Below are 20,473 nucleotides of genomic sequence, written 5' to 3'. Positions count from 1 at the left end.
CCCTGCCGCCCCCGCATACCCCACCCCCACCGGCCCACAAGCAAGCCCCACAGGCCCCTCCCGCCCCGGCTCCCCGCCGCTGCCCCGCCTTCCCGCGGCCGCTCTCCCCCCTCCCGCCCGGGCAGGGGCGGGCAGCCGCCGCCCGGACCGGCGGGGGCACGACCGGCCGACCGTGCGCCCGAGGTCACTGCGGCCGGGCTCGCCAGGGGCCGCCCGCCCGCCCCCCCCGCGAACGCGCTCCACCCGTGGATCGCCGGCGGGCGCCGCTGCCGGGCCATGACCGGCCGGAGCCCGTACGCGATCCGACCAACCTGCCACTCGGGCACCGGGCCCGGACAATGGAAGAGACGGCCGGCTGTCGGGAACTGCGTACGAGCCAGTGCCGCGGCCGCCGCCCGCGGCACTGGGCCGGATTGTGTGACGCGACGCCGGTCCCAAGAGGAAGGCGGTCACCATGACCAGCATCACCCAACGCATCACCACCCTCTTCCGGGCCAAGGCGAACAAGACACTGGACCAAGCCGAGGATCCGCGCGAGCTCCTGGACTACTCCTACGAGCAGCAGCTCCAGATGCTCCAACGGGTACGGCGCGGGGTGGCCGATGTGGCGACCAGCCGCAAGCGGGTCGAGCTCCAGGTCAGCCGACTGCGGCAGTCCACCGACCAGCTGCGGACCCGGGCCGAGCAGGCGCTGGCCGCCGGGCGCGAGGACCTGGCCCGCGAGGCACTCACCCGCCGTACGGCCGTGGCCGCGCAGACCGCCGACCTGGAGGCCCAGCAGGCGTCGCTGAAGGAGCAGGAGGACAAGCTCACACTCGCCGCGCAGCGCCTGGAAGGGAAGGTGGACGCCTTCCGGACCCGCAAGGAGACCATCAAGGCCACTTACACCGCGGCTGAGGCCCAGACCCGTATCACCGAGGCGGTGACAGGCATCGGTGAGGAGATGGGCGATGTGGGCCTTGCCATGCAGCGCGCCCAGGACAGGACCGAGCAGTTGCAGGCACGTGCCGGCGCGCTGGACGAACTGATGGCCTCCGGTGCGCTGGAGGACACCACCCTGGCGGCCGGAGGACGGGATGACATCCAGGCCGAACTCGAGCGCGTCACCGGCGGTCAGGACGTCGAGCTCGAGCTGGCCAGGATGAAGGCGCAGCTCCCGGCCGGGCCCGCCGCCGAGGCGGTGGAGGGCCCGGAGGACCCGACGGGCCGGCCGAAGCGGGAGGAGACGACATGATCATGCGGATTCTCGGTGAGGGCCAGTACGACGTCGCCGACGGCCATCTCGACCGGCTCAACCAGCTGGACTCCGCCCTGCAGGCGGCAGCCGACGAGGGCGACGACACGGCGTTCGCGTCCGCCCTGTCCGCGTTGCTGGACGCTGTACGCAGCCTCGGCACGCCGCTGCCGGACGAGCGGATCACGCCGTCCGACCTGGTGCTGCCCTACGAGACGACCAGCCTGCCGCAACTGCGCGAGCTGCTCTCCGGCGAAGGTCTGATCCCAGGATGAGGAGCTGATCGTGATGCGCAGCCGTTTCGAGCCGGACCGGCAGCTGACCGCCCGCATGGTGGCCACGATGTTCCTGCTCGGTCTGGTGTACGTGGCGTTCATCGCCGCGCTGATCGTCCTGCTCGAGTCCCTCGTCCTGGTGGTGGTCATCGCCGCGGCCCTGCTGGGCGCGCAGTACTGGTACTCCGACAGGATCGCCCTGTACGCCATGCACGGCCGCCTCGTCACGCCCGAGGAGCAGCCTCAGCTGCACGGGGTCGTCGACCGGCTGTGCGCTGCCGCGGACATGCCCAAACCCCAGGTGGCCGTCTCCGACATGGACCTGCCCAACGCGTTCGCCACCGGCCGCAACGCCGACCACGCCGTGGTCTGCGTGACCACCGGCCTCATGCGCCGCCTGGACACCGAGGAACTCGAAGGCGTCCTCGCCCACGAGCTGTCCCACGTGGCCCACCGCGACGTGGCGGTGATCACCATCGCCTCGTTCCTGGGCGTCATCGCGGGTCTCATCGTCCGATTCGCCTTCTACTCCCAGCTCTTCGGCGGCCGCAACCAGCGGGACCAGAACACCGCCGCCGTCTTCTTGGCCGTGATGGGCGTCTCCGCCCTCGTCTACGCCATCAGTTTCCTGCTCATCCGGGCCCTGTCCCGCTACCGGGAACTGGCCGCCGACCGGGCCGCGGCCATGCTCACCGCCAAGCCGTCCGTCCTGGCCTCGGCGCTGACCAAGGTCAGCGGGGACATCGCCCGCATCCCCACCCGGGATCTGCGCACGGCCCAGGCGTTCAACGCGTTCTTCTTCACCCCCGCCCTCGGGCCCGGCACAGCGATGGCTCACATGTTCTCCACCCACCCCAGCCTGGAACGCCGGCTCGAAGCGCTCGCCGAGCTCTCCGCTCAGCTCGGCGAGCCGGGCGGCGAACCGGGCGGCGAGGCGGGCGGGGTGTGACGGAAGGAGCGGGATGTGACGGAAGGAAGGAAGGGAGACCCCATGGGCTTCTGGGACGTCCTGTTCGGCCGGAGCAAGCCGGCCCGCCCGGATCTGGACCAGCTCTTCGCCCTGCCCTCGGCGGCGATCACCCTCCAGGCCGCCACAGGTTTCCTCCCCACCGGAGCGGGCTCGGTCTGCTTCGCCGCGATCGAGGGCGGTGCCTTCGCCGAGGTCCGGCAAGAGGTACGAGCCCTCCTGGACGCCGACTCCGAACGCGGGGGCGCACCGGTGGAGTCCAGCCGCGACGCCTACGGCTACGCGTGGCTGCTCTCCCGCCGCCCCCCGGAAGATCTGCCCGCCCTCGTGAGCGACCTCCACGCGGTCAATTCCGCCCTGCAGGACAGCGGCTTCGGCCCCCAGCTCCTCTGCTCCCTGGTCACCTTCCACGGGGCCGACCAGCGTCCCCTCGCCCTCGTCTACCTCTACAAGCGCGGCACCTTCTACCCGTTCGCCCCGCTGCCCGGCAACAAGCGTGACAACCCACGGGAGCTCCAGGTCAGAGCCGTACTCAAGGATGACCTGCGCATAGAGCAGGACCTGACCCGCTGGTTCCCGCTCTGGGGCGCCCCCGGCCTGTGACAGCAAGACCGGCGGGGTGGCGCGGCCGGTCCGCCCACACCTGCGTGCCGGCCGAGGTGGTCGTACGCTCCTCGCGTCCGACCCCGGGCCGGCTCACAGCCTTGAGCATGTCTCCTGTGCTGTGCGGGGGGTCCTCTCAGCGCGCGAACCAGCGCTGCGGCACAGGAGACGTGTTCTCGTAGATGTGCTTTGCCTGGCGGTACTCCGCGAGCCCTTCGTGACCCAATTCCCGCCCGATGCCGGAGCGTTTGAACCCGCCCCATTCCGCCTGGGGCAGATAGGGGCCGAAGTCGTTGATCCACACCGTGCCGTGCCGTAGCCGTCTGGCGACCCGCTCGGCCCGGGCGGCGTCCCTGGTCCACACTGCGCCGGCGAGTCCGTAGTCGGTGTGGTTGCCCAGCTCGACCGCGCGGTCCTCCTCGGTGAAGCGCTCCACGGTGAGGATGGGGCCGAAGGTCTCCTCCTGCACGATGCGCATGTCCTGTGTGCAGTCGTCGAACACCGTGGGCCGGTAGAAGAACCCGTTGCGCAGCGCCGGCTCGTCCGGGCGTCTGCCGCCGGCGACGAGCTTCGCTCCCTCCTGGACACCGAGCCGCACATAGGACTCGACCTTGTCCCGGTGGTCGGCGGAGACCAGCGGGCCGCTCTCGGTGTGTTCGTCAAGCCCGTTGCCCAGCCGGATGCGCTCGGTCCGGTCGACCAGTTCGGCGACGAACTCGTCATGCAGGGAGTCCTCCACGATGAGCCGGGTGCCCGCTGAGCAGACCTGTCCGGCGTGGAAGAACACAGCGGTGAGAGCGTGGTCGATCGCGGCCTCGACATCGGCGTCCGCGAACACGATGTTGGGGTTCTTGCCACCCAGCTCAAGAGCGATGTTCTTCACCGTGTCGGCCGCCGTGCGCATGATCATCTGTCCGGTCGACAGGCCGCCGGTGAAGGACACCAGGTCGACGTGGGGGCTCTCCACCAGCGGTGCGCCGGCTGTCGCTCCCGCGCCCAGTACGAGGTTGACCACGCCGGCGGGTGCTCCGGCCTCCTCGATCAGCTCCACCATCCTGACGGTGCTGAGCGGGGTGATCTCGCTGGGCTTGAGCACCATGGTGTTCCCGGCGGCCAGCGCGGGAGCCACCTTCCACGATGCCTGGAGCAGCGGGTAGTTCCAGGGCGTGATCAACGCGCACACCCCGATCGGCTCGTGGACGACACGGCTGCGGACCTTCGGGTCCCCCGCGTCCACCACGCGTCCGGAGTCCGCCTCGGCCTGGCCCGCGTAGTAGCGGAACACCGCCGTCACATCGTCGACGTCGATACCGCTCTCGACGAGGGTCTTGCCGGTGTCCAGTGTCTCCAGCCGGGCGATCTCCGCCCGGTCGCGCTGAAGGTACTCGGCCGTTCGGTTCAGCAGTTCGGCTCGTTGCCGCGGGGTCCAGGAGGGCCATGTGCCGTGGTCGAACGCGGCTCTCGCCGCGGCCACGGCGGCCAGCGCGTCCGTCCGGCCGCCTTCGTCCACCGTCTGGATGACGGACTGGTCGTAGGGGTTGAGGATCTCGCGTGTGGCGCCGCTCGACGCGGCCACCCACTTTCCGCCGATATACAGACTGGACGTGGCAGTCCTTCCCCGGTTGAGCCGAATGCAGCTCCACCGTTGTGCGCTGGATATCCCCGCTGTTTATGTTTAGCGGGTAGTGCTGGGCGGTGCAAAGCGAAACGAGGACGAGCATGGGCCAGGCGGAGTACGACTACATCATCGTCGGCGGCGGATCGGCGGGCTGCGCGCTGGCCAATCGACTGAGCGCCGACCCGGGTAACAGAGTGCTCGTACTGGAAGCCGGCCGGCCGGACTGGATCTGGGACATCCTCACGCATATGCCTGCCGCGCTGACGATGGTCATCGGAAATCGCTTTTACGACTGGTGCTATGTCTCCGAGCCGGAGCCGTTCATGAGCGGCAGAAGAGTCAGCCACGGCCGGGGCAAGCTGCTCGGCGGATCGAGTTCCATCAACGGCATGATTTTCCAGCGCGGTAATCCTCTCGACCTGGAGCGCTGGGCGGCCGACCCCGGTATGGAGACCTGGGACTACGCGCATTGCCTGCCCTATTTCAAGCGGATGGAGCACTGCGTGGCCGGGGCCGACGAGTGGCGCGGACAGGGCGGCCCCCTGTGGCTGGAGCGCGGTCCCGCGACTAACCCGCTGTTCTCGGCGTTCCTGGAGGCGGCTCAGCAGGCCGGCCACTCGCTGACGTCCGACGTCAACGGCTTCCGGCAGGAGGGGTTCGCCCGTTTCGACCGCAACATCCGACGAGGGCGGCGCTGGTCGGCGGCGCGCGCGTACGTCCACCCCGTCAAGAAGCGGCCGAACCTGACGGTGCAGTGCTTCTCCCAGGTGGACCGCGTGCTGTTCCAGGGCAAGCGCGCGGTCGGTGTCGCCTATCGCCGGTGGGGCCGGGAACACCGACGGGCGTACGGGGGTGAGGTGATCCTCTGCGGAGGGGCGATCAACACGCCGCAGCTGCTGCAACTGTCCGGGATCGGAAATCCCGACGAACTCAGGCCACTGGGCGTCGACATGGTGCACGAGCTGCGCGGTGTCGGTGAGAACCTGCAGGACCACCTCGAAGTCTACGTACAGCACGCCTGCAAGCAGCCGATTTCCTTCAACCCGGCGCTCAAATGGAGCCGCCGGCCGCTGATCGGCCTTCGGTGGCTGCTGTTCCGGACGGGACCGGCCGCGACCAACCACTTCGAGGCGGGCGGCTTCGTGCGTGGAAACGACGTCGTGGAATACCCCAATCTGATGTTCCATTTCCTGCCCATCGCGGTGCGCTACGACGGCACCTCGGTGGGCGCCGAGCACGGCTATCAAGTGCATATCGGCCCCATGTACTCGGATGTGCGCGGGTCGGTGAAAATCACATCCCGCGATCCGCGGGTGCATCCGGCGCTGCGGTTCAACTACCTGTCCACGGAGAACGACCGGAAGGAGTGGGTGGAGGCCATCCGCGTCGCGCGCGACATCCTGTCCCAGCCGGCCTTCGCCGACTACGACGCGGGCGAGTTGTCTCCCGGCCCCGGGGTCGAGACCGACGAAGAGATCCTGGACTGGGTCGCACGCGACGCCGAGACCGCCTACCACCCCTCCTGCACCGCCCGGATGGGCGTCGACGACATGTCCGTGGTCGACCCGACCTCCATGCGCGTGCACGGTGTCGACGGGCTGCGGGTGGCCGACGCGTCCGCGATGCCGTACCTCACCAACGGAAACATCTACGCCCCGGTGATGATGCTCGCCGAGAAGGCCGCCGACCTCATCCTGGGCAACACCCCGTTGCCGCCCGCGACGGTTGACTTCTACCGGCACCGTACCCAGGAGAACTGACACCGTGTCGATCGACGGAGGCAGCGAGAACGCGGCGGGACGACAGGATCCGCCGGCAGCACCAGTGGGCCAGGGAGGGCGGACCAGGCTCAAGCCCGTCGTCTTCTTCGGGTCGTCCGTCCTGATCCTCGCCATCTCGATCTGGGCGATCATCACGCCGACCGGTGCCGAGGACACCATCGGTGTGGTGGTCGGCTGGATCTCCTCGGTCTTCGGCTGGTACTACTTCCTCGCCGCCACGCTGTATCTGCTGTTCGTCGTGTTCGTGGCCGCTTCCCGGTACGGGACCATCAAACTCGGGCCGCAGCACTCCACCCCGGACTACGGGCTGTTCGCCTGGGCCACCATGCTCTTCGCGGCCGGCATCGGCATCGACCTGATGTTCTTCTCCGTCGCCGGGCCGGTCAGCCACTACCTCGCCCCGCCGGAAGGCGACCCCCAGACCGTCGAGGCCGCGCGGCAGGCGGTGGTGTGGACCCTGTTCCACTACGGCATCACCGGCTGGGGGATGTACGCGCTGATGGGGATGACCCTCGGCTACTTCGCCTTCCGCTACCGCCTCCCGCTGGCGATCCGGTCCGCGCTCTACCCGATCATCGGCAAGCGTATCCACGGCCGGATCGGTGACGCGGTCGACCTCGCGGCCATCATCGGCACGGTGTTCGGCATCTCCGTGTCGCTCGGTATCGGCGTGGTGCAGCTGAACTACGGGCTGACCTTCCTCTTCGACGTGCCCCAGGGGACGGCGGCGCAGATCGCGCTGATCGCCGTCGCCGTGGTCCTGTCCACGGTGTCCGCCGTGGCGGGTGTGGACCGGGGTATCCGACGACTGTCCGAGCTGAACGTCGTCCTCGCCGTCGTCCTGATGCTCTACATGCTGTTCGTCGACAGCCCCATCCGGCTTCTCAACAGCCTCGTCCTCAACATCGGCGACTACGTCAGCCGCTTCCCGTCGATGATGCTCAACACCTTCGCCTATGACCAGCCCACCGACTGGCTCAACGCCTGGACCCTGTTCTTCTGGGCCTGGTGGGTCGCGTGGGCGCCGTTCGTCGGGCTGTTCCTGGCGAGGATCTCGCGCGGCCGTACCATCCGGCAGTTCGTCGCCGCCACGCTGATCATCCCGTTCCTGTTCACCCTGACCTTCCTGTCCGTCTTCGGCAACAGCGCGCTGGGACTGGTGCGGGCCGGTAACGCCGAGTTCGGCGAGACCGCCGCCAACGCACCCGAGCAGGGTTTCTACGAGCTTCTCGCGCAGTTCCCCGGAGCCACGTTCAGCGCCGGACTGGCCACCTTCGTCGGGCTGCTGCTCTACGTCACCTCGGCGGACTCCGGCGCCCTGGTGATGAGCAACCTCAGCTCACACCTGCCCACCCCACTCACCGACGCGCGTCCCTGGGTACGCATCTTCTGGGCGTCGGCCACCGGCCTGCTCACCCTCGCCATGCTCCTCGTCGGCGGCGTGGAGGCGCTGACGAACGCGACGATCATCATGGGTCTGCCGTTCTCGTTCGTGATGTTCCTCGTCATCTGGGGCCTGTACAAGGCACTGCGCGTCGAACGGATGCGGGAGGACGCGCTCACCACCACCCTGCCCTCGTCGCTGTCCGGGCGGACCGTCAACCGCGGTCAGACCGCGGAATGGAACTGGCGGCAGCGCCTCGCGCGTGCGATGAGCTTCCCCAGCAAGCGCGCGGCGACCAGATTCCTGAACGAGGTGTGCCGCGGGGCGTTCCAGGACGTCGTGGCGGAGCTGAGCAGGCAGGGGGCTGAAGCGTCGGTCGTGGAGGGGATCGACGAGGAGGTCGGTCTGGCGCACATGGAACTGCGGGTCCCGATGGGCGGAAGCGAGGTGTTCATCTACCGGTTGTGGCCGGTGGAGGTGCCCACGCCGGCGTTCGCCACCCGCGTGGTCACCGAACACGACACGTACGTACGTTTCGAAGTGCACCTCGCCGACGGCAGCCAGGGCTACGACGTGATGGGTTACAGCAAGGAGCAGCTCATCGGCGACATCCTCGACCAGTACGAGCGGCACCTGGAGTTCCTGCGGCTGCACCGCGAGGCCTCCGCCCGCTCGTCCCTGCCCGACCACCGGCCCGACACGGCCGAAGTGCACCTGCCGGAGCGCGACGTCTGAACGCGCGGGCCGCACCCGGCCGTTCCCCGGGGTCCGCCGGGCAGCGGGTCCCCGCCGTGGCCCGCGGCTCGGCGTCTGTTGGCGCCCCGCGTACACCGACTGACGGTCATTGGCCGATCATGGCTGACTTTTAGATTGAATTTGAGCCAAGTTGACCCGGAAAGAGTGTCCCTTTACGCGCAAACTCGGCTTGGTCGCCGACCGGACATGGTTGTGTGTGACGGGGGACCGGCCGCGGTGGGCACGTTTCGAGCTATCGCGAGGCGGGTAAGGTCGGCATCCGTCCTCGTGGCCGCGGTGGATCGTCAACCTGTGGTCCCGTCTCGGAGGGGGTAACCATGCCTCAGGTACTGGCGTTCGCGACACTCATCCAGTCCGCGATCAGGGGGCGTGACCGGGACGAGCCGGAGACCCGGCGGGGGATGATCCCGAACTCGTGACAGGGCGGCACCGGCTCGCAGCGCCGCGCCGCCGGGAGCTCCGGCCGGTCCGCTCGTCGTGCTCGCGCAGCCTCCGTACGTCGGTCGCAAGCGACGGACACCGGCCCTGCTCCGCGCCCTTTGCGCCCTCCGCGCCGGTGGCGACGACGAGTCGGGCAGCGACGTCCCGCAGGCTCCTGTCCCGATCGGGCGCGTCCACCATTTCCCTCCGTGCAGCGCGTTCACGCCCTCGCTCAAGGAGCTCACGACGCCCTTGGCACGCGGGGCGCGCGCGACGCTCCACCGATGACCTGTCGCCCATGGACGCGATCCCACTATGTCCGGATCGAGTGGGAAGGCAGGGCCGGACCTCGCCGTTGTGGTCCGGGCACCGATGCACACCGAAGAGGGAAGCAGGGAACTCATGACAGCGCAGGCCATCAAGCTCCCCATACTGCGGATGCCGTATCCGGTGCGGGTGAATCCGTACCTGCCCGCCCTGCGGGAGGAAGCCGAGGCGTGGGCGCGAGAGATGGGCATGCTGGGCGGCGAAGACACGCCGTGGTCCGGCCGGGCGATCTGGACGCGCTCCCAGTTCCACGCCATGGACGTCGACCAGTTGACCGCCTGGGCCCTTCCTGACGCCTCGCTCGCCGGCCTCCGGCTCAATCACCGGTTCAACCTCTGGGCCCTGGCCTGGGACGACTACTTCGCCTCCGCCTTCAAACGGACGGGGGACCTCGCAGGTGCCCAGGCCTTCACCACCCGTCTCCACGCCTTCCTGCCCGCGGAGCCGGGTGCCCGGCTGCCGGAGCCGGCCAACGCCGTCGAAAGAGGCTTGGCGGACCTGCAACAACGGCTGTTCCCGCCGAGAATGGCGCACTGGAGGCGGGGGCTCAACCAAGCCCTGGCAAGATACATCGACGCGGGAGTTCGGGAACTGATCAACAGCCGCGCCGGCCGGGTCCCGGACCTCATCGAGTACGCCCAGTTCCGCCGGGAAAGCTTCGCCGCCTATACCGCACCCTATTCGGTCGAACTGTCCACTGGCGCACGGATACCTGAGCAGATCCTGCACAGCGCGACCTTCCGGGCACTGCTCGACGCCTTCATGGATTACATGGGCCTGGCGAACGACATCGCCTCCTATCACCGTGAAGTCCATGACGAACACGACGTGAACAACCTCGTCGTCGTCCTGCAGACCTCCCTGGGCGTCACCGTCCAGGAGGCGATGCACGCCGCCGCCGAACTGGTCACCGCCCGGCTGCGCCACTTCCAGCACCTCACGCAGAGCGAACTGCCCCTGCTCGTCCGGCGGGCCGGGCTGGACCACGGCGAACGGACCGCGATCGAGGCATGGCTCTGGGGCGCCTGCCATTTCCTGTCCGGTCTCCATGCCTGGTACACCGGGGCGCCCCGCTACGCTCCCGTGGACGGCTCTCCGCGCGACGAGACCGGGCGTCCCAGTGTCATGAGCCGCACCAGGCCGACGCACGCGAGTGGTACGCCGCTCCCACGCCCCCAGCCGCAGACGCCGAGCGTCCAGGGCTGGGAAGCCGGGTCGAGCACCCGACCGGTGCCCGCCCAGCTCTGAGGGGGCCGCCGGCCCACGCCGTCCGGCGGCCCCTCGGGCGCGGTGCTCGGCTCCGGCGCGAGCCGCGGGACCTACCCCCGCCGCAGGAGCCGCCTCAGGCGCGCCCGCCACGTGGTGCGGTTTCCGGCTCCGGGCGTCGACCCGGGCTCGGGCAGCGGCCACGGCGGCGCGATTTGCACCCCGCTGCTGGGTGGAGGCGGGGCAGGGAGCGGCGCCGGCACATCGTGGCCCGCCGGAGCGCGGGGCGCGAACCTCACGGGAAGCGCCGTCAGATGCCGCGACCAGGTGGAGGAACGCCAGCTGAGTTCCTCCTCGGGCACGGCCAGGCTGATGTCGGGAAGCCGGGTGAGCAGGATGTCGATGCCCGTGTCGGCGATGACACGGCCGATGTCCTGGCCGGGGCACTCATGGGCGCCGGCGCTGAAGGACAGGTGCGCGCGGTTGTGGTGCACGCGGGTCGAGGGGTCCGGGCGGACCGCCTGGTCGACGTTCCCGGCGGCCAGCCCCAGCAGGAGCATGTCTCCCGCCTTGATCTCCTGCCCTCCCAGGGAGGTGTCACCAGTGGCCCAGCGGCCCGGGCACACCATAAGTGGCGGCTCGTCCCAGAGCACCTGCTCCACCGCTTCCGGCAAGGTCATCTGGCCACCGGCCAACGATCCGCGGAACCGTGGGTCGGTCACGACCATGCGCAACACGTTGGACATGAGATTGGCCGTCGTCTCATAACCCGCGAGCAGGATGAGGCGCAGGTGGTGCTGCACCTCCTCGTCCGTGAGGCCGGCCGGGTGCGCCATCAGTACGGACGCGACGTCCTGCCCCGGCAGTGCCCGCTTGGTGGTGACAAGCTGCTCGAGGGTCTCCAGCACATAGGCGTTGCTCGCGAGGGACGTCTCGGTGCCCTTGAAGAGGTCCCGTGCGGCGTGTACGAGTTTGGGACCGTACTCGTCCGGCATGCCCAGCAGGTGGGTGAGAACGAGCATGGGCAGGTGCTCGGTGAACTGGCCGACCAGCTCCGCGTTGCCCCTCTCGCAGAACCCGTCGACCAGCTGGTGGGCGAAGCGGGTGATGTGGCGGCGGATCCCCCGCTGGTCGAACTGGTTGAGGCCGGCTGTCACCGCGCCCCGCAGGCGCTGGTGCTCTTCGCCGTCCGCGCACACGCAGTCGGGCCGCCAGCCGATCATCGGTACGAGCGGCGAGGTCGTGGCGTCGATCTCGCCGCTGTTCCAGCCGTGCCAGGTGCGGGGGTCGCGGGAGAACTGGGTGGAGCGGCTGGCCACATCACGGTTCTCGTGGTACCCCAGGACGAGCCAGGCCCGGACGTCCCCGTCGAGCAGCACGGGCGCCACCGGACCGTGGGCGGCACGCAACTTCTCGTACAGGCCCATGGGGTCGGTCTCGGCAGCGGGGCCGTGGAGCCGTGTCACTCCGCCGACTCCCGTGGCGGCGTGCGGGCAGCCCTGCGGCGGGGTGAGCCCCGGGTCGGCGGTGGTGCGGTCAGCTGGTGGGACGGTCATACGGACTCCTGAGAGGCGGCGAGGGTGCACAGGTAGCCCATCAGCGACAGCAGGGCGTCGCGGCTGGACGACCGGTCGCGTGCGTCACACGTGATGATGGGCACCGAATCGTTGAGGGCCAGAGCGGCGCGCAGGGCTGGTTCCGGGTGCTGAGGCGCCTCGGGGAAGGTGTTGACGGCCACGACGAAGGGGACGCGGCGGTCCTCCAGGCGGGTGATGATCTCGAAGCAGACTTCGATCCTGCGGGTGTCGATGAGGACCACGGCACCGAGCGCGCCTTCGAAGATGCCGTTCCACAGGAACCAGAAGCGCTCCTGTCCCGGCGTCCCGAAGAGATAGAGGATCAGCTCCTCGCTGATGCTGATGCGGCCGAAGTCGAGAGCGACGGTCGTGGTGTTCTTGCCCTCCGCGCCGGGATTGTGGTCGATCCCGACACCGGCCTGGGTCATGGTCTCCTCGGTGGTCAGGGGCGGGATCTCGCTCACCGCCCCGACCATGGTCGTCTTTCCCACGCCGAAGCCGCCGACCACCACGACCTTGACTCCCCTGGCGCCGTGCGGCAGCAGCACGTCCGAGCGGCGGGGGCCGGCGGTGGGCGCGTCAGAGCTTACGTAGTCCATGGATCACCGCCTCCAGAAGGCCGAGTTCGGGAACCGCCGCGACAGGAACGGGAGCAGTGGCCTCGACCCGCTCGGTGTCCACGAGCTTGGAGAGCAGCGCCGTGATGACGCTGAACGGCAGGCTGAGGTACGCGGAGATCTCGGCCACCGAGAGCGGGTACTGGCACATGGAGAGGATGGCTGCCTGCTCGGGCTGCATACCGGGTTCGGGCGCGGATCTCGATGCGATGAGGGTGACCAGGTTGAAGGCCTTGGCCGAAGGACCTGGACCACCCGAGATGACGTAGAGCGGCACGGGACTGCCTTCGTCCCACCCGCCCTGGTTCTCCGCCGTCACATCGCCTGCCCGACGTCATCACGAGGCGGGCTGGTCATGTGCTGGCCGATCCGGATCACCAGCGTGCGCATACGGTCGCCCAGCAACCCGGCGTCCACCTCCTCATCGGCCAGCACCGCGAGATAGGCTCCAGGGCCGGCCGCCATGAGGGAGAAGTAACCGCCGTCGACTTCGATCCCCACCATGCGGGTCGAGCCGTCTCCGTGCGGGAACTTCTGCGCGATGGCCTTCGCCAGGCTCTGGATGCCCGAGCAGGCAGCGGCGATCGCGTCAGCGGTGTCGGGCTCCGTGTTGGCTTGACCGATGCACAGACCGTCCGATGACAGCACGACCACGTGTCGCACGTACGGGACGCTGGACGCGAGCTCCTTGAGCATCCAGTCCATGTTGGGCAGTGGCGGCACGGTTACTCACCCTCGTCTGATGACTCGCTGGTTCGGATGGAAGGGTCGGTGCTCGGTCTCTTTTCACCGCTGAACGCCTCCCACATCAGTCCCGGCTGCCGGGGCGCGCCGGCCGTTCCGGGGGAGGGGGGCGGCGTGGTGGGGGGGTGGGGAGTCGTGCGGACGACCGGCTTCGGGACGGGCGACTCGCGTCGCCGCTGCGGCAGTCCGTTGACCGTCTGCCCGGCCCTGCCGGAATCAGCTGCGGCATCGCGCGTCATCGTCGGCCTCGGCACGGTAGGTGCGCCCGATGGCTTCGGCGCGAACTGGCGGACTTTGGGGACGGGCTGCTGCACCGTGGTGATGAGGCGCCGCGGAACGAGCACGACGGCCCGCACCCCTCCGTACGCGGAGGTGCGCAAGTCGACGTCGAGTCCGTTCTCGCGCGCCAGCCTGCTGACGACGGGCAGGCCCAGCTGCGTCGCCTCGCCCAGGTCGGCCAGATCGATGCCGGACGACGCCTGGGCCATGACGCGGTCGATGCGCTCGCGGACCTCTTCGGTGAGCCCCACCCCACGGTCCTCGATCTCGATCGCGATACCTGAGGGCACCTCGCTCGCGGTGACCTCGACCGGGGCCTGCGGCGGCGAGAAGGTCGTGGCGTTGTCGAGCAACTCGGCGAGCAGGTGGATCAGCGGCTCGGCCCCCTGGCCGACCACGGCCACCTCCGTCACCGACTGCAGCTTCACGCGGGGATAGTCCACGATGCGTGACATGGCCCCGCGCACGACGTCATAGAGCGGGATCGCTTTGGACCACTGGCGCCCGGGCCGGGCGTCACCCAGTACCGCGATGCTGGCCGCAAGGCGCCCGATCAGGGCATTGCGGTGGTCGATGTCCTGCAGGCCATGGGAGACCACGACATCCGTCCCGTGCAGGATCTGCATGTCCCGGAGGTCCTTGGCGAGCTGGTGCACGATCGCCTGGACCCGTCGGGCGATCGCCACCAGCGCCCGCTGCGAGGAGTCCCGTGTGCGTTCCTCGGCGTCCACGGCTTCGAGGAGCGTCCGCAGAGCCGCCCGGAGCGCTTCGGCGAACTCGGTGTCGAGATGCCCCCCGAAGCTGACGGACTGGAGGATCTCCGCGACGGGCTCACCCTTCTGCAGTCGGGCGACCGCCGCGGGGAGGAGCTTCTCGGCGAGCCACACGGTGGTGGCCCGCTGATCGGACAAGCGCGCGAGCAGTGCCGTCTCGCGTTGCGCGTAGTGCTGTTGTACCTCGGCACTCGCCCGCGCGTAGTGGGCCACCTGTGCCGAGTGCGCCCGGCGCGCCGTCTCGGCCGTGGTGACGGCCGTCAGGACGACCGCGACGATGCCGCACCAGGCAACCGGGGTGCGTATCTGCGCGGGGACGTAGAACAGCGCTATAGCGCAGGCGCCGGCCAGAACACCGGAGGGGATCAGCCATGCTGGAGCCACTGCGCGTGGCAGCGCTCCAGGGGTCGCACCTGAACGAACCATCGAAAGGTGTCCTAAAGAGTCTGGAAAAGATGGACTGGGGGTGCTGCGATGCGCCGACGGGAACGGTCGGGACTCACTCGGCCGAGCAAAGCTCCGATGGGTGCCCCCGACGGCAAGGTTCGAGATCGGTGGTCACGCCTCCCGCGGCCACGCTCCGTCCGCGCAACGCAGCGTTGGCTCGCTGTGTACAGCGCAACACGCCCAGTGAGCCTAGTCACTTCCCGTTCGCCAGGTGGCCATGTGGGAAGGGATATCTCCGTTGATCGATCGGAGCTCATAGTTGATCGGCCAATGCCATGGCGTCGACTGCAAATGCGCGGACTCGACCACGTTCGTCAGTCCGCCGGTCATGGCTCCTCGCTCCGGCTTCCCCCGGCCCGGGCCCCGGCGCGCCACGGGGCAGGGCGCCTCCGCGGACGCCGCATGCCCTTCCTCCGCGCATGGCGTGGACTCACCCGAGCGCATACCAATTCGCACTTCGCCACGGAAAACGAAGCTTTTCCTGTCTCATCCCGATGCAACGCGAAGGAGGTTGGTCCTGCGTGACGTCGAAAACGCCTACGCGGCCTTCCGCCCGGTCGGCGCGGTCGCGCCGGCCCGGGCGAGTGCTGCGCATCGGTCGCGAGGCCCTGCGGACCCGGGGGCGAATCTCCGCCGCCGGCGATACCGGCCGGGCCCGGAAGCCGCACCGCTGCTTGCGTCGGCGCAGCGCCAACGCGGTCCCCGGGCCACGCCACCCCGACGTCCTGGTCGTCCCACGCCACGGGCTCGCCCGCGTTCGCCGCGGGTAAGCGTCCGCCGGGGCGGCCAACCGCTGACGCCCACTGCCGCACGACCAGGGACCACGGTGAATCGCTCGGCGGGGTTGCCGCCGAGCCGGACGACCACGTGGCAAGCCGCAGCCGGCACGGCACACCGGACCCGCAAGCGCGCGCCTGAGGCAGGCGGGTTCACCGGATACCGGCGTGCGGCAAGGGCAAGTGCAAGGGTTCCGCACAGCGTCTGCTGATCAGCTCTCAGGAGCCCTCAGGCGTCCTTGGTGGGCAGGACGGCGACCGGGCAGGTGGCCGTGTGCAGAGCCTGTGCGCTGACCGAGCCGAGCATGAGCCGCTTCAAGCCGGTACGCCCGTGGGAGCCGACCACCAGGAGCTCCGCTCTGCCGGCGGCGTGGGTCAGCACGGCGGCCGGGCGGCCCCCTTCGATACGCGACCGGATCCCGATGTCCGGGTTCTCGTTCCGGTAGGGCTGCAGGGCCTGTTCGAGAATCTCCCGGACGTTGCCGGCCGCCGCGCTCGAATCCTGCACGGCCGGTCCCGCGGGCCCGGTCTTGAGCACGGGCGGATGGAAGGCAGCGTAGACGACCTCCAGAACCGCCCGGCGTGTCCTCGCGGCTTCGATGGCGAAATGCATCACGTCGGGCCTCATGTCCGGCAGGTCGACGCCGACGACGACACGGTTTTCCTTGGGTTGTCCGGCGTCGCGGGGCCTGACCACCACGACCGGACACTCGGCGTGGGTGGCGACCTGCCAGCTGACCGAGCCCAGCGGGAGCCGTGCGAACCCGCCCGCCCCGCGATGGCCCACCACGATCAGTGCTGCCTCCGAGGACCGGTCCAGAAGCGCCGGGGCCGGAGACCCGGAGACAAGATCAGGTGAGACCCCGACCCCCGGAAACTCCCTCGCGACCAGCGCCTGCAGCGGCTCCACCACCCGTTCCGCCCGTTCCACGAAGGAAGCCGGCTCCCCTTCACGGCGCGTGCCCGGAGGCATGGGCCACTCCACCGCGTGCAAGATACGCAGCCGCGAGCCGCGGAGTGCGGCTTCCTCGGCCGCGAAATGGACGACCTCGTCCTGACGCTCGGCCTCGGCCACCCCCACCACGACCGTCCCGCCCTCGCTCTGCTGCGCCACCACGGCCTCTCCTCACCCGTCGCGTAGGAGTCTCCTTCCATGACACGGCGGACCATGCCCCCTGGCAAACCGGAGGTTTCCGGCGCGGTCCTGTGCGGAGCGACGCCTGTGCGGGGTCGACAGACCGTGCGCCCGGGCGCAAGCTGAAGGGGAGGACGAGCTCCGCGGCCGTCCGACTCGCGGACGCGACCACCACGACATGACCGTCAGGCGTCAGGGCAGCTTCCATACCCGCATGGCGCGCGCGGTTGAGAACGCGAGCCGGGCGTTCTACTGCTCAGTGTCCTTGGTCATCTCCCGCGCCATGACATAGGGCTCTCCCTGGAACTTCTTGTACAGCGTCTCCGCGAAGTCCACGCCGATTTCCTGCTCAACCTTGGCCAGGTCGAATTCCCGCACGGTGCCAGTGACGCGAACGAGTTCGTCCTCGTTCACGGAAGGCAGGTCCTTCTCGATGACCAGGAGCGGTTCGACGCCGCTGAATTCATCTCCTCCGATGGTGAAGGCCCAGGGGGAGATGGCTTCTTTGACGTAGCCGCTGAACGTCCCTTCCTGACCCACCACGGATTCGGCGTCCCCCCGCTCGAACGCCTCGTGCACCCCTCCGATGTCCAGCCCTGTCTCTTTGCCTCCCGAGTCGCCGCATCCGGTGAGTACCGGTGTGGTGGCGGCAAGCAGTGTCGCCAGCCACGCGTACAGCCTTCGACGGCGTCGGTGCACGGTGCGCCTCACAGATGGGTTCCTTCCGTTCCGGTTGCCGGGGCCGGAGCCCCGTGGGGCCACAGAATCCCTGGCGGCTGGGGCCACAGGACTCTGCCGGTGCAGTCACGGATCCCACCCGCACTATCCGCCCTGCTCGGCCCAGCATCCGCCTCCGTCGGGGCGGGCGCACCCGGAGCCGGTCCGACAGCGGGGTGGGAGCTGCGCACCGGTCCCGTTCCGCGGGGTGGGTGTGTCGTCGGGCGGAGGACCGCGGTCGAGCGCATGGTGGAACCATCGTTGTCGCATTCCCGAAGGGCGGACACGTCATAGGATCTCGCAGGCAACCGCAGCAGCCAGCCGTCGCAGGCACGTATCGCTCGCCCGGCGCCCTGCTCCACGTCATCGCCCGAGAAGTCGCCACCAGGCCCGTCGCTCCTCCACCGCTCCTCGTTCACGCCCCGGCCCGAGCCCGGGCCCGGGCGTCGCGCGTACCGGCATCGCGGCCCTGGGCCGTGAGGCCTTCCCCTCCTTCAGTGGTTGCCCCCGTCCGGGCCGGGGCCGCGCACCACCCCTCTTCCGCCCATGCGTGACACGGTCCGCGCGCAGTTGTGGCCGCTGCCGACGCTGGGCGTCGTACTCGCTGTCGCCGCGGGTGTGGGACTGCCCCGCCTGGACGCGCGGATCCAGCACGACATCCCGCCCCGGCTGAAGGACTACCTGTTCGGAGGCGGTGCGGACGCCGCGCGTACCGTACTGGAAGCGATCGCCGGCTCCCTCATCAGCGTCACGGCACTGACCTTCTCGCTCACGGTGGTGACGCTGCAACTGGCAAGCAGCCAGTTCTCCCCGCGTCTGCTGCGCACTTTCACCGCGGACCGGTACGTCCAGACGACCCTCGCACTGTTCCTCGCGACGTTCACCTACGCCCTGACCGTGCTGCGGACCGTGCGGACCGGCGACGACGAACACGTCATGTTCGTCCCCCAGGTGTCGGTCACCGTGGCCTTCCTCCTCACCCTGGCCAGCGTGCTCGGCCTCGTACTGTTCTTGTCGCACCTGGCACGTGAGATCCGGGTGGAGACGATGATGCGCAGTGTCCACTCCGCCGCCGGCCGCACCATCCGCCGGCTCGTCCCCGAAAAGGACCTCGCTGCCGGGGACTCGGGCGCGCCACCGCCACCGCAACCGCCTGCCGACGCGGTACCCCTGCCCGTCGGCACCTCCGGCTTCCTGACCGCCGTCGACGAAAAAGCTCTCCTGGAGTCAGCCGTCGAGGCCGACGCCGTCCTGCTCATCGACCGCCACCCCGGTAGCTCTCTGATCGCCGGTACGCCCATGGGAGCCGCCTGGCCCCGCACCGGGGAGCCCTTCTCTCCCGAGACCCGGACGCGCCTGGTCCGGAAAGCGGCCGAAGCAGTGACCACCGGCGCCGAACGCACCGACGCCCAGGACGTCGCCTTCGGACTCCGCCAGCTCACCGACATCATCGCCAAAGCGCTCTCGCCCGGGATCAACGACCCGACCACCGCTGTCCACGCCCTGTCCCACTCCGCCGCACTGCTGTGCGAGCTGGCGCACCGGGATCTCGGCCCCCGGCTGCTGCGCGACGGCCACCACCGGCTCAGGGTCGTGCTGCGACGTCCGGACCTGGCGGATCTCCTCGATCTGGCTGTGACCCAGCCGCTGCGCTACGGCGCCGCCGAGCCCGCAGTCCTGAACCGCGTCCTGGTGCTGCTGCGCGAACTCGCCTGGAACAGCACGCCCGACCAGCACCCGCCCATCGTCGCCGCGCTCGCCCGGCTGCGTTCCACCACCGCCGCCCAGGACTTCCACGAGGCCGAGCGCGCCGTGCTCGCCGAGCTGGCCCAGCAGGTCGAGCAGGCCCTGGCCGGGCGCTGGACGCACGACCGGACCCACTGACCGGACCGTGCGGACCGCCACCGCCACCGCCACGCGCCACCGCCACCGCCACCGCCACCGTCACCGTAACCGTCGGAGCCGGATCGGTTCCGGCGTGCGGAGCGGTCCCTCGGTCCGAACCGAACGGGGCCGTGCGGCCCTTGGCCGTCAGGAACCCGGCGAGGGGGATGTCAGTCCGGGTGCCTTGGTGACGTCCTCGTCGACATAGGTGGGCAGCTGCGCGTGCACCTGGAGGGCCACCTCACCGGCATGCTGGAAGCGCAGGGTCACCCACGCGTAGTCGCCGCCCCGCAGTTGCTCGCGCAGCCCCCGCAGCAGCAGATGCGGCTGCTCCTTGCTCAGCTCGACGGGTTTGCCGACGGGCACCTCCACCGGGCCGCGGGTGCTGCCTTCGGCGGTGACGATGTCGACGGACCGCGCGACAGTGGTCTCGGCCCCGAGCAGCCTGTCAGGGCGCTCACCCTGGTTGAACAGCCACATGTACAGCGGGGCGTCGTCCCCCGGCTCCCAGGGCCCGTCGGGGGGTTCGGCGATGTGGGCGTAGCGGATGAGCACCGAGCCGATGCGGGCATTCGCGCCCGGCGGGTTGTATTCGCCCTGAGTGGAGCCGCAGCCGGCGGCAGTCATGAGGCAGCACCCGGCCAGGAAGGCGACCGCCGCTCTACGCCAGCGGTGGGAAAGACGATTTCGCAGGTTCACAGGTGTCTCTCGCTGTGTCGTAGGGGTACGTGCGCGGCTATGCGTCGCTTACACGCCCAGTACATGCCCAGCCGGACGGAGACGGACGCGGCTGACCGCCCTGACTGGGCCGGACGGCCCGGTCAGCCACCGATGCGAGTGACACCTGTCGGATCCGGCGCCCGGGCCCGCCCGGCCGCCCGGCAGCCATGACCTGAGTCGCCCCGTTCACCCGTACGCCCCCGCCATACATGACGGGTGAACGGCGCGACGGC

General features: G+C 69.7%; 17 protein-coding genes. 8 read left to right on the top strand and 9 right to left on the bottom strand.

Features of this window, described 5'->3' with window-relative positions; translation table 11 throughout:
* Nucleotides 1-454 precede the first annotated feature (454 nt).
* Genes ABD347_RS16500 through pspAB form a run of 4 tightly spaced genes read left to right on the top strand, consistent with a single transcriptional unit; the run spans nucleotide 455 to nucleotide 3,079 of the window.
* Nucleotides 455-1,234 carry a PspA/IM30 family protein gene (locus ABD347_RS16500; RefSeq protein WP_344361756.1) on the top strand — a complete coding sequence of 260 codons (780 nt, stop codon included), beginning with the start codon at nucleotides 455-457 and terminating at the stop codon, nucleotides 1,232-1,234.
* Nucleotides 1,231-1,509 carry a PspA-associated protein PspAA gene (pspAA, locus tag ABD347_RS16495; RefSeq protein ID WP_344361754.1) on the top strand — a complete coding sequence of 93 codons (279 nt, stop codon included), beginning with the start codon at nucleotides 1,231-1,233 and terminating at the stop codon, nucleotides 1,507-1,509. The genes ABD347_RS16500 and pspAA overlap by 4 nt, the downstream gene beginning before the upstream one ends.
* 13 nt (nucleotides 1,510-1,522) lie before the next feature.
* Nucleotides 1,523-2,458 (top strand): zinc metalloprotease HtpX, encoded by a 936-nt coding sequence (gene htpX / locus ABD347_RS16490; RefSeq protein WP_344362379.1) that lies wholly within the window; start codon nucleotides 1,523-1,525, stop codon nucleotides 2,456-2,458.
* Nucleotides 2,459-2,500: 42 nt separating this feature from the next.
* On the top strand, nucleotides 2,501-3,079 hold the full coding sequence (gene pspAB, locus ABD347_RS16485; RefSeq protein WP_344362377.1) for a PspA-associated protein PspAB: 579 nt from the start codon (nucleotides 2,501-2,503) through the stop codon (nucleotides 3,077-3,079).
* A gap of 136 nt (nucleotides 3,080-3,215) precedes the next feature.
* Here the strand turns inward: pspAB and ABD347_RS16480 are convergent, their stop codons facing one another.
* Nucleotides 3,216-4,712: an aldehyde dehydrogenase family protein gene (locus tag ABD347_RS16480; RefSeq protein WP_425575684.1), complete on the bottom strand. Its 1,497-nt coding sequence runs from the start codon at nucleotides 4,710-4,712 to the stop codon at nucleotides 3,216-3,218.
* Nucleotides 4,713-4,798: 86 nt separating this feature from the next.
* On the opposite strand from ABD347_RS16480, the gene betA reads away from it, so the two are divergent.
* From betA to ABD347_RS16465, 3 genes are all read left to right on the top strand, one after another.
* Complete coding sequence (betA, locus tag ABD347_RS16475) at nucleotides 4,799-6,457, top strand: choline dehydrogenase (RefSeq protein ID WP_344361751.1); 1,659 nt, start codon at nucleotides 4,799-4,801, stop codon at nucleotides 6,455-6,457.
* Between the two features lie 4 nt (nucleotides 6,458-6,461).
* Complete coding sequence (betT, locus tag ABD347_RS16470) at nucleotides 6,462-8,597, top strand: choline BCCT transporter BetT (protein WP_425575670.1); 2,136 nt, start codon at nucleotides 6,462-6,464, stop codon at nucleotides 8,595-8,597.
* A gap of 843 nt (nucleotides 8,598-9,440) precedes the next feature.
* Nucleotides 9,441-10,613, top strand: a complete 1,173-nt coding sequence (locus ABD347_RS16465) for a terpene synthase family protein (RefSeq protein WP_344361749.1) — start codon at nucleotides 9,441-9,443, stop codon at nucleotides 10,611-10,613.
* Nucleotides 10,614-10,684: 71 nt separating this feature from the next.
* Here ABD347_RS16465 and ABD347_RS16460 read toward each other — a convergent pair whose 3' ends face one another.
* The 7 genes from ABD347_RS16460 to ABD347_RS16430 form a co-directional block, all read right to left on the bottom strand.
* Entirely contained in the window at nucleotides 10,685-12,127 is a 1,443-nt protein-coding gene (locus ABD347_RS16460) for a cytochrome P450 (RefSeq protein ID WP_344361746.1), read from the bottom strand.
* Nucleotides 12,124-12,747 (bottom strand): GTP-binding protein, encoded by a 624-nt coding sequence (locus ABD347_RS16455; RefSeq protein WP_344361744.1) that lies wholly within the window; start codon nucleotides 12,745-12,747, stop codon nucleotides 12,124-12,126. Before ABD347_RS16455 ends, ABD347_RS16460 begins: the two co-directional genes overlap by 4 nt.
* Nucleotides 12,728-13,042: a DUF742 domain-containing protein gene (locus ABD347_RS16450; RefSeq protein ID WP_344361742.1), complete on the bottom strand. Its 315-nt coding sequence runs from the start codon at nucleotides 13,040-13,042 to the stop codon at nucleotides 12,728-12,730. Before ABD347_RS16450 ends, ABD347_RS16455 begins: the two co-directional genes overlap by 20 nt.
* 38 nt (nucleotides 13,043-13,080) lie before the next feature.
* Nucleotides 13,081-13,470, bottom strand: a complete 390-nt coding sequence (locus ABD347_RS16445; protein WP_344361740.1) for a roadblock/LC7 domain-containing protein — start codon at nucleotides 13,468-13,470, stop codon at nucleotides 13,081-13,083.
* Nucleotides 13,471-13,490: 20 nt separating this feature from the next.
* The gene (locus ABD347_RS16440; protein WP_344361738.1) at nucleotides 13,491-14,945 is read right to left on the bottom strand and encodes an ATP-binding protein; all 1,455 of its coding nucleotides are present in this window, start codon (nucleotides 14,943-14,945) and stop codon (nucleotides 13,491-13,493) included.
* A 1,068-nt stretch (nucleotides 14,946-16,013) separates the two neighbouring features.
* Nucleotides 16,014-16,898 carry a universal stress protein gene (locus tag ABD347_RS16435; protein ID WP_344361736.1) on the bottom strand — a complete coding sequence of 295 codons (885 nt, stop codon included), beginning with the start codon at nucleotides 16,896-16,898 and terminating at the stop codon, nucleotides 16,014-16,016.
* Between the two features lie 270 nt (nucleotides 16,899-17,168).
* Complete coding sequence (locus ABD347_RS16430) at nucleotides 17,169-17,630, bottom strand: hypothetical protein (protein ID WP_344361733.1); 462 nt, start codon at nucleotides 17,628-17,630, stop codon at nucleotides 17,169-17,171.
* A 552-nt stretch (nucleotides 17,631-18,182) separates the two neighbouring features.
* Here ABD347_RS16430 and ABD347_RS16425 point away from each other — a divergent pair.
* Entirely contained in the window at nucleotides 18,183-19,520 is a 1,338-nt protein-coding gene (locus ABD347_RS16425) for a DUF2254 domain-containing protein (protein WP_344361731.1), read from the top strand.
* 147 nt (nucleotides 19,521-19,667) lie between these two features.
* On the opposite strand, the gene ABD347_RS16420 is transcribed toward ABD347_RS16425, so the two are convergent.
* Nucleotides 19,668-20,147 (bottom strand): copper chaperone PCu(A)C, encoded by a 480-nt coding sequence (locus ABD347_RS16420; protein WP_344361728.1) that lies wholly within the window; start codon nucleotides 20,145-20,147, stop codon nucleotides 19,668-19,670.
* Nucleotides 20,148-20,473: the final 326 nt, after the last annotated feature.

Origin of the sequence: Streptomyces gobitricini, from assembly GCF_039532985.1 — a bacterium.
Taxonomy (GTDB): domain Bacteria; phylum Actinomycetota; class Actinomycetes; order Streptomycetales; family Streptomycetaceae; genus Streptomyces; species Streptomyces gobitricini.
Note: the sequence above shows the minus strand (reverse complement) of the source record. Positions and strands in the feature narration are given on the sequence as shown.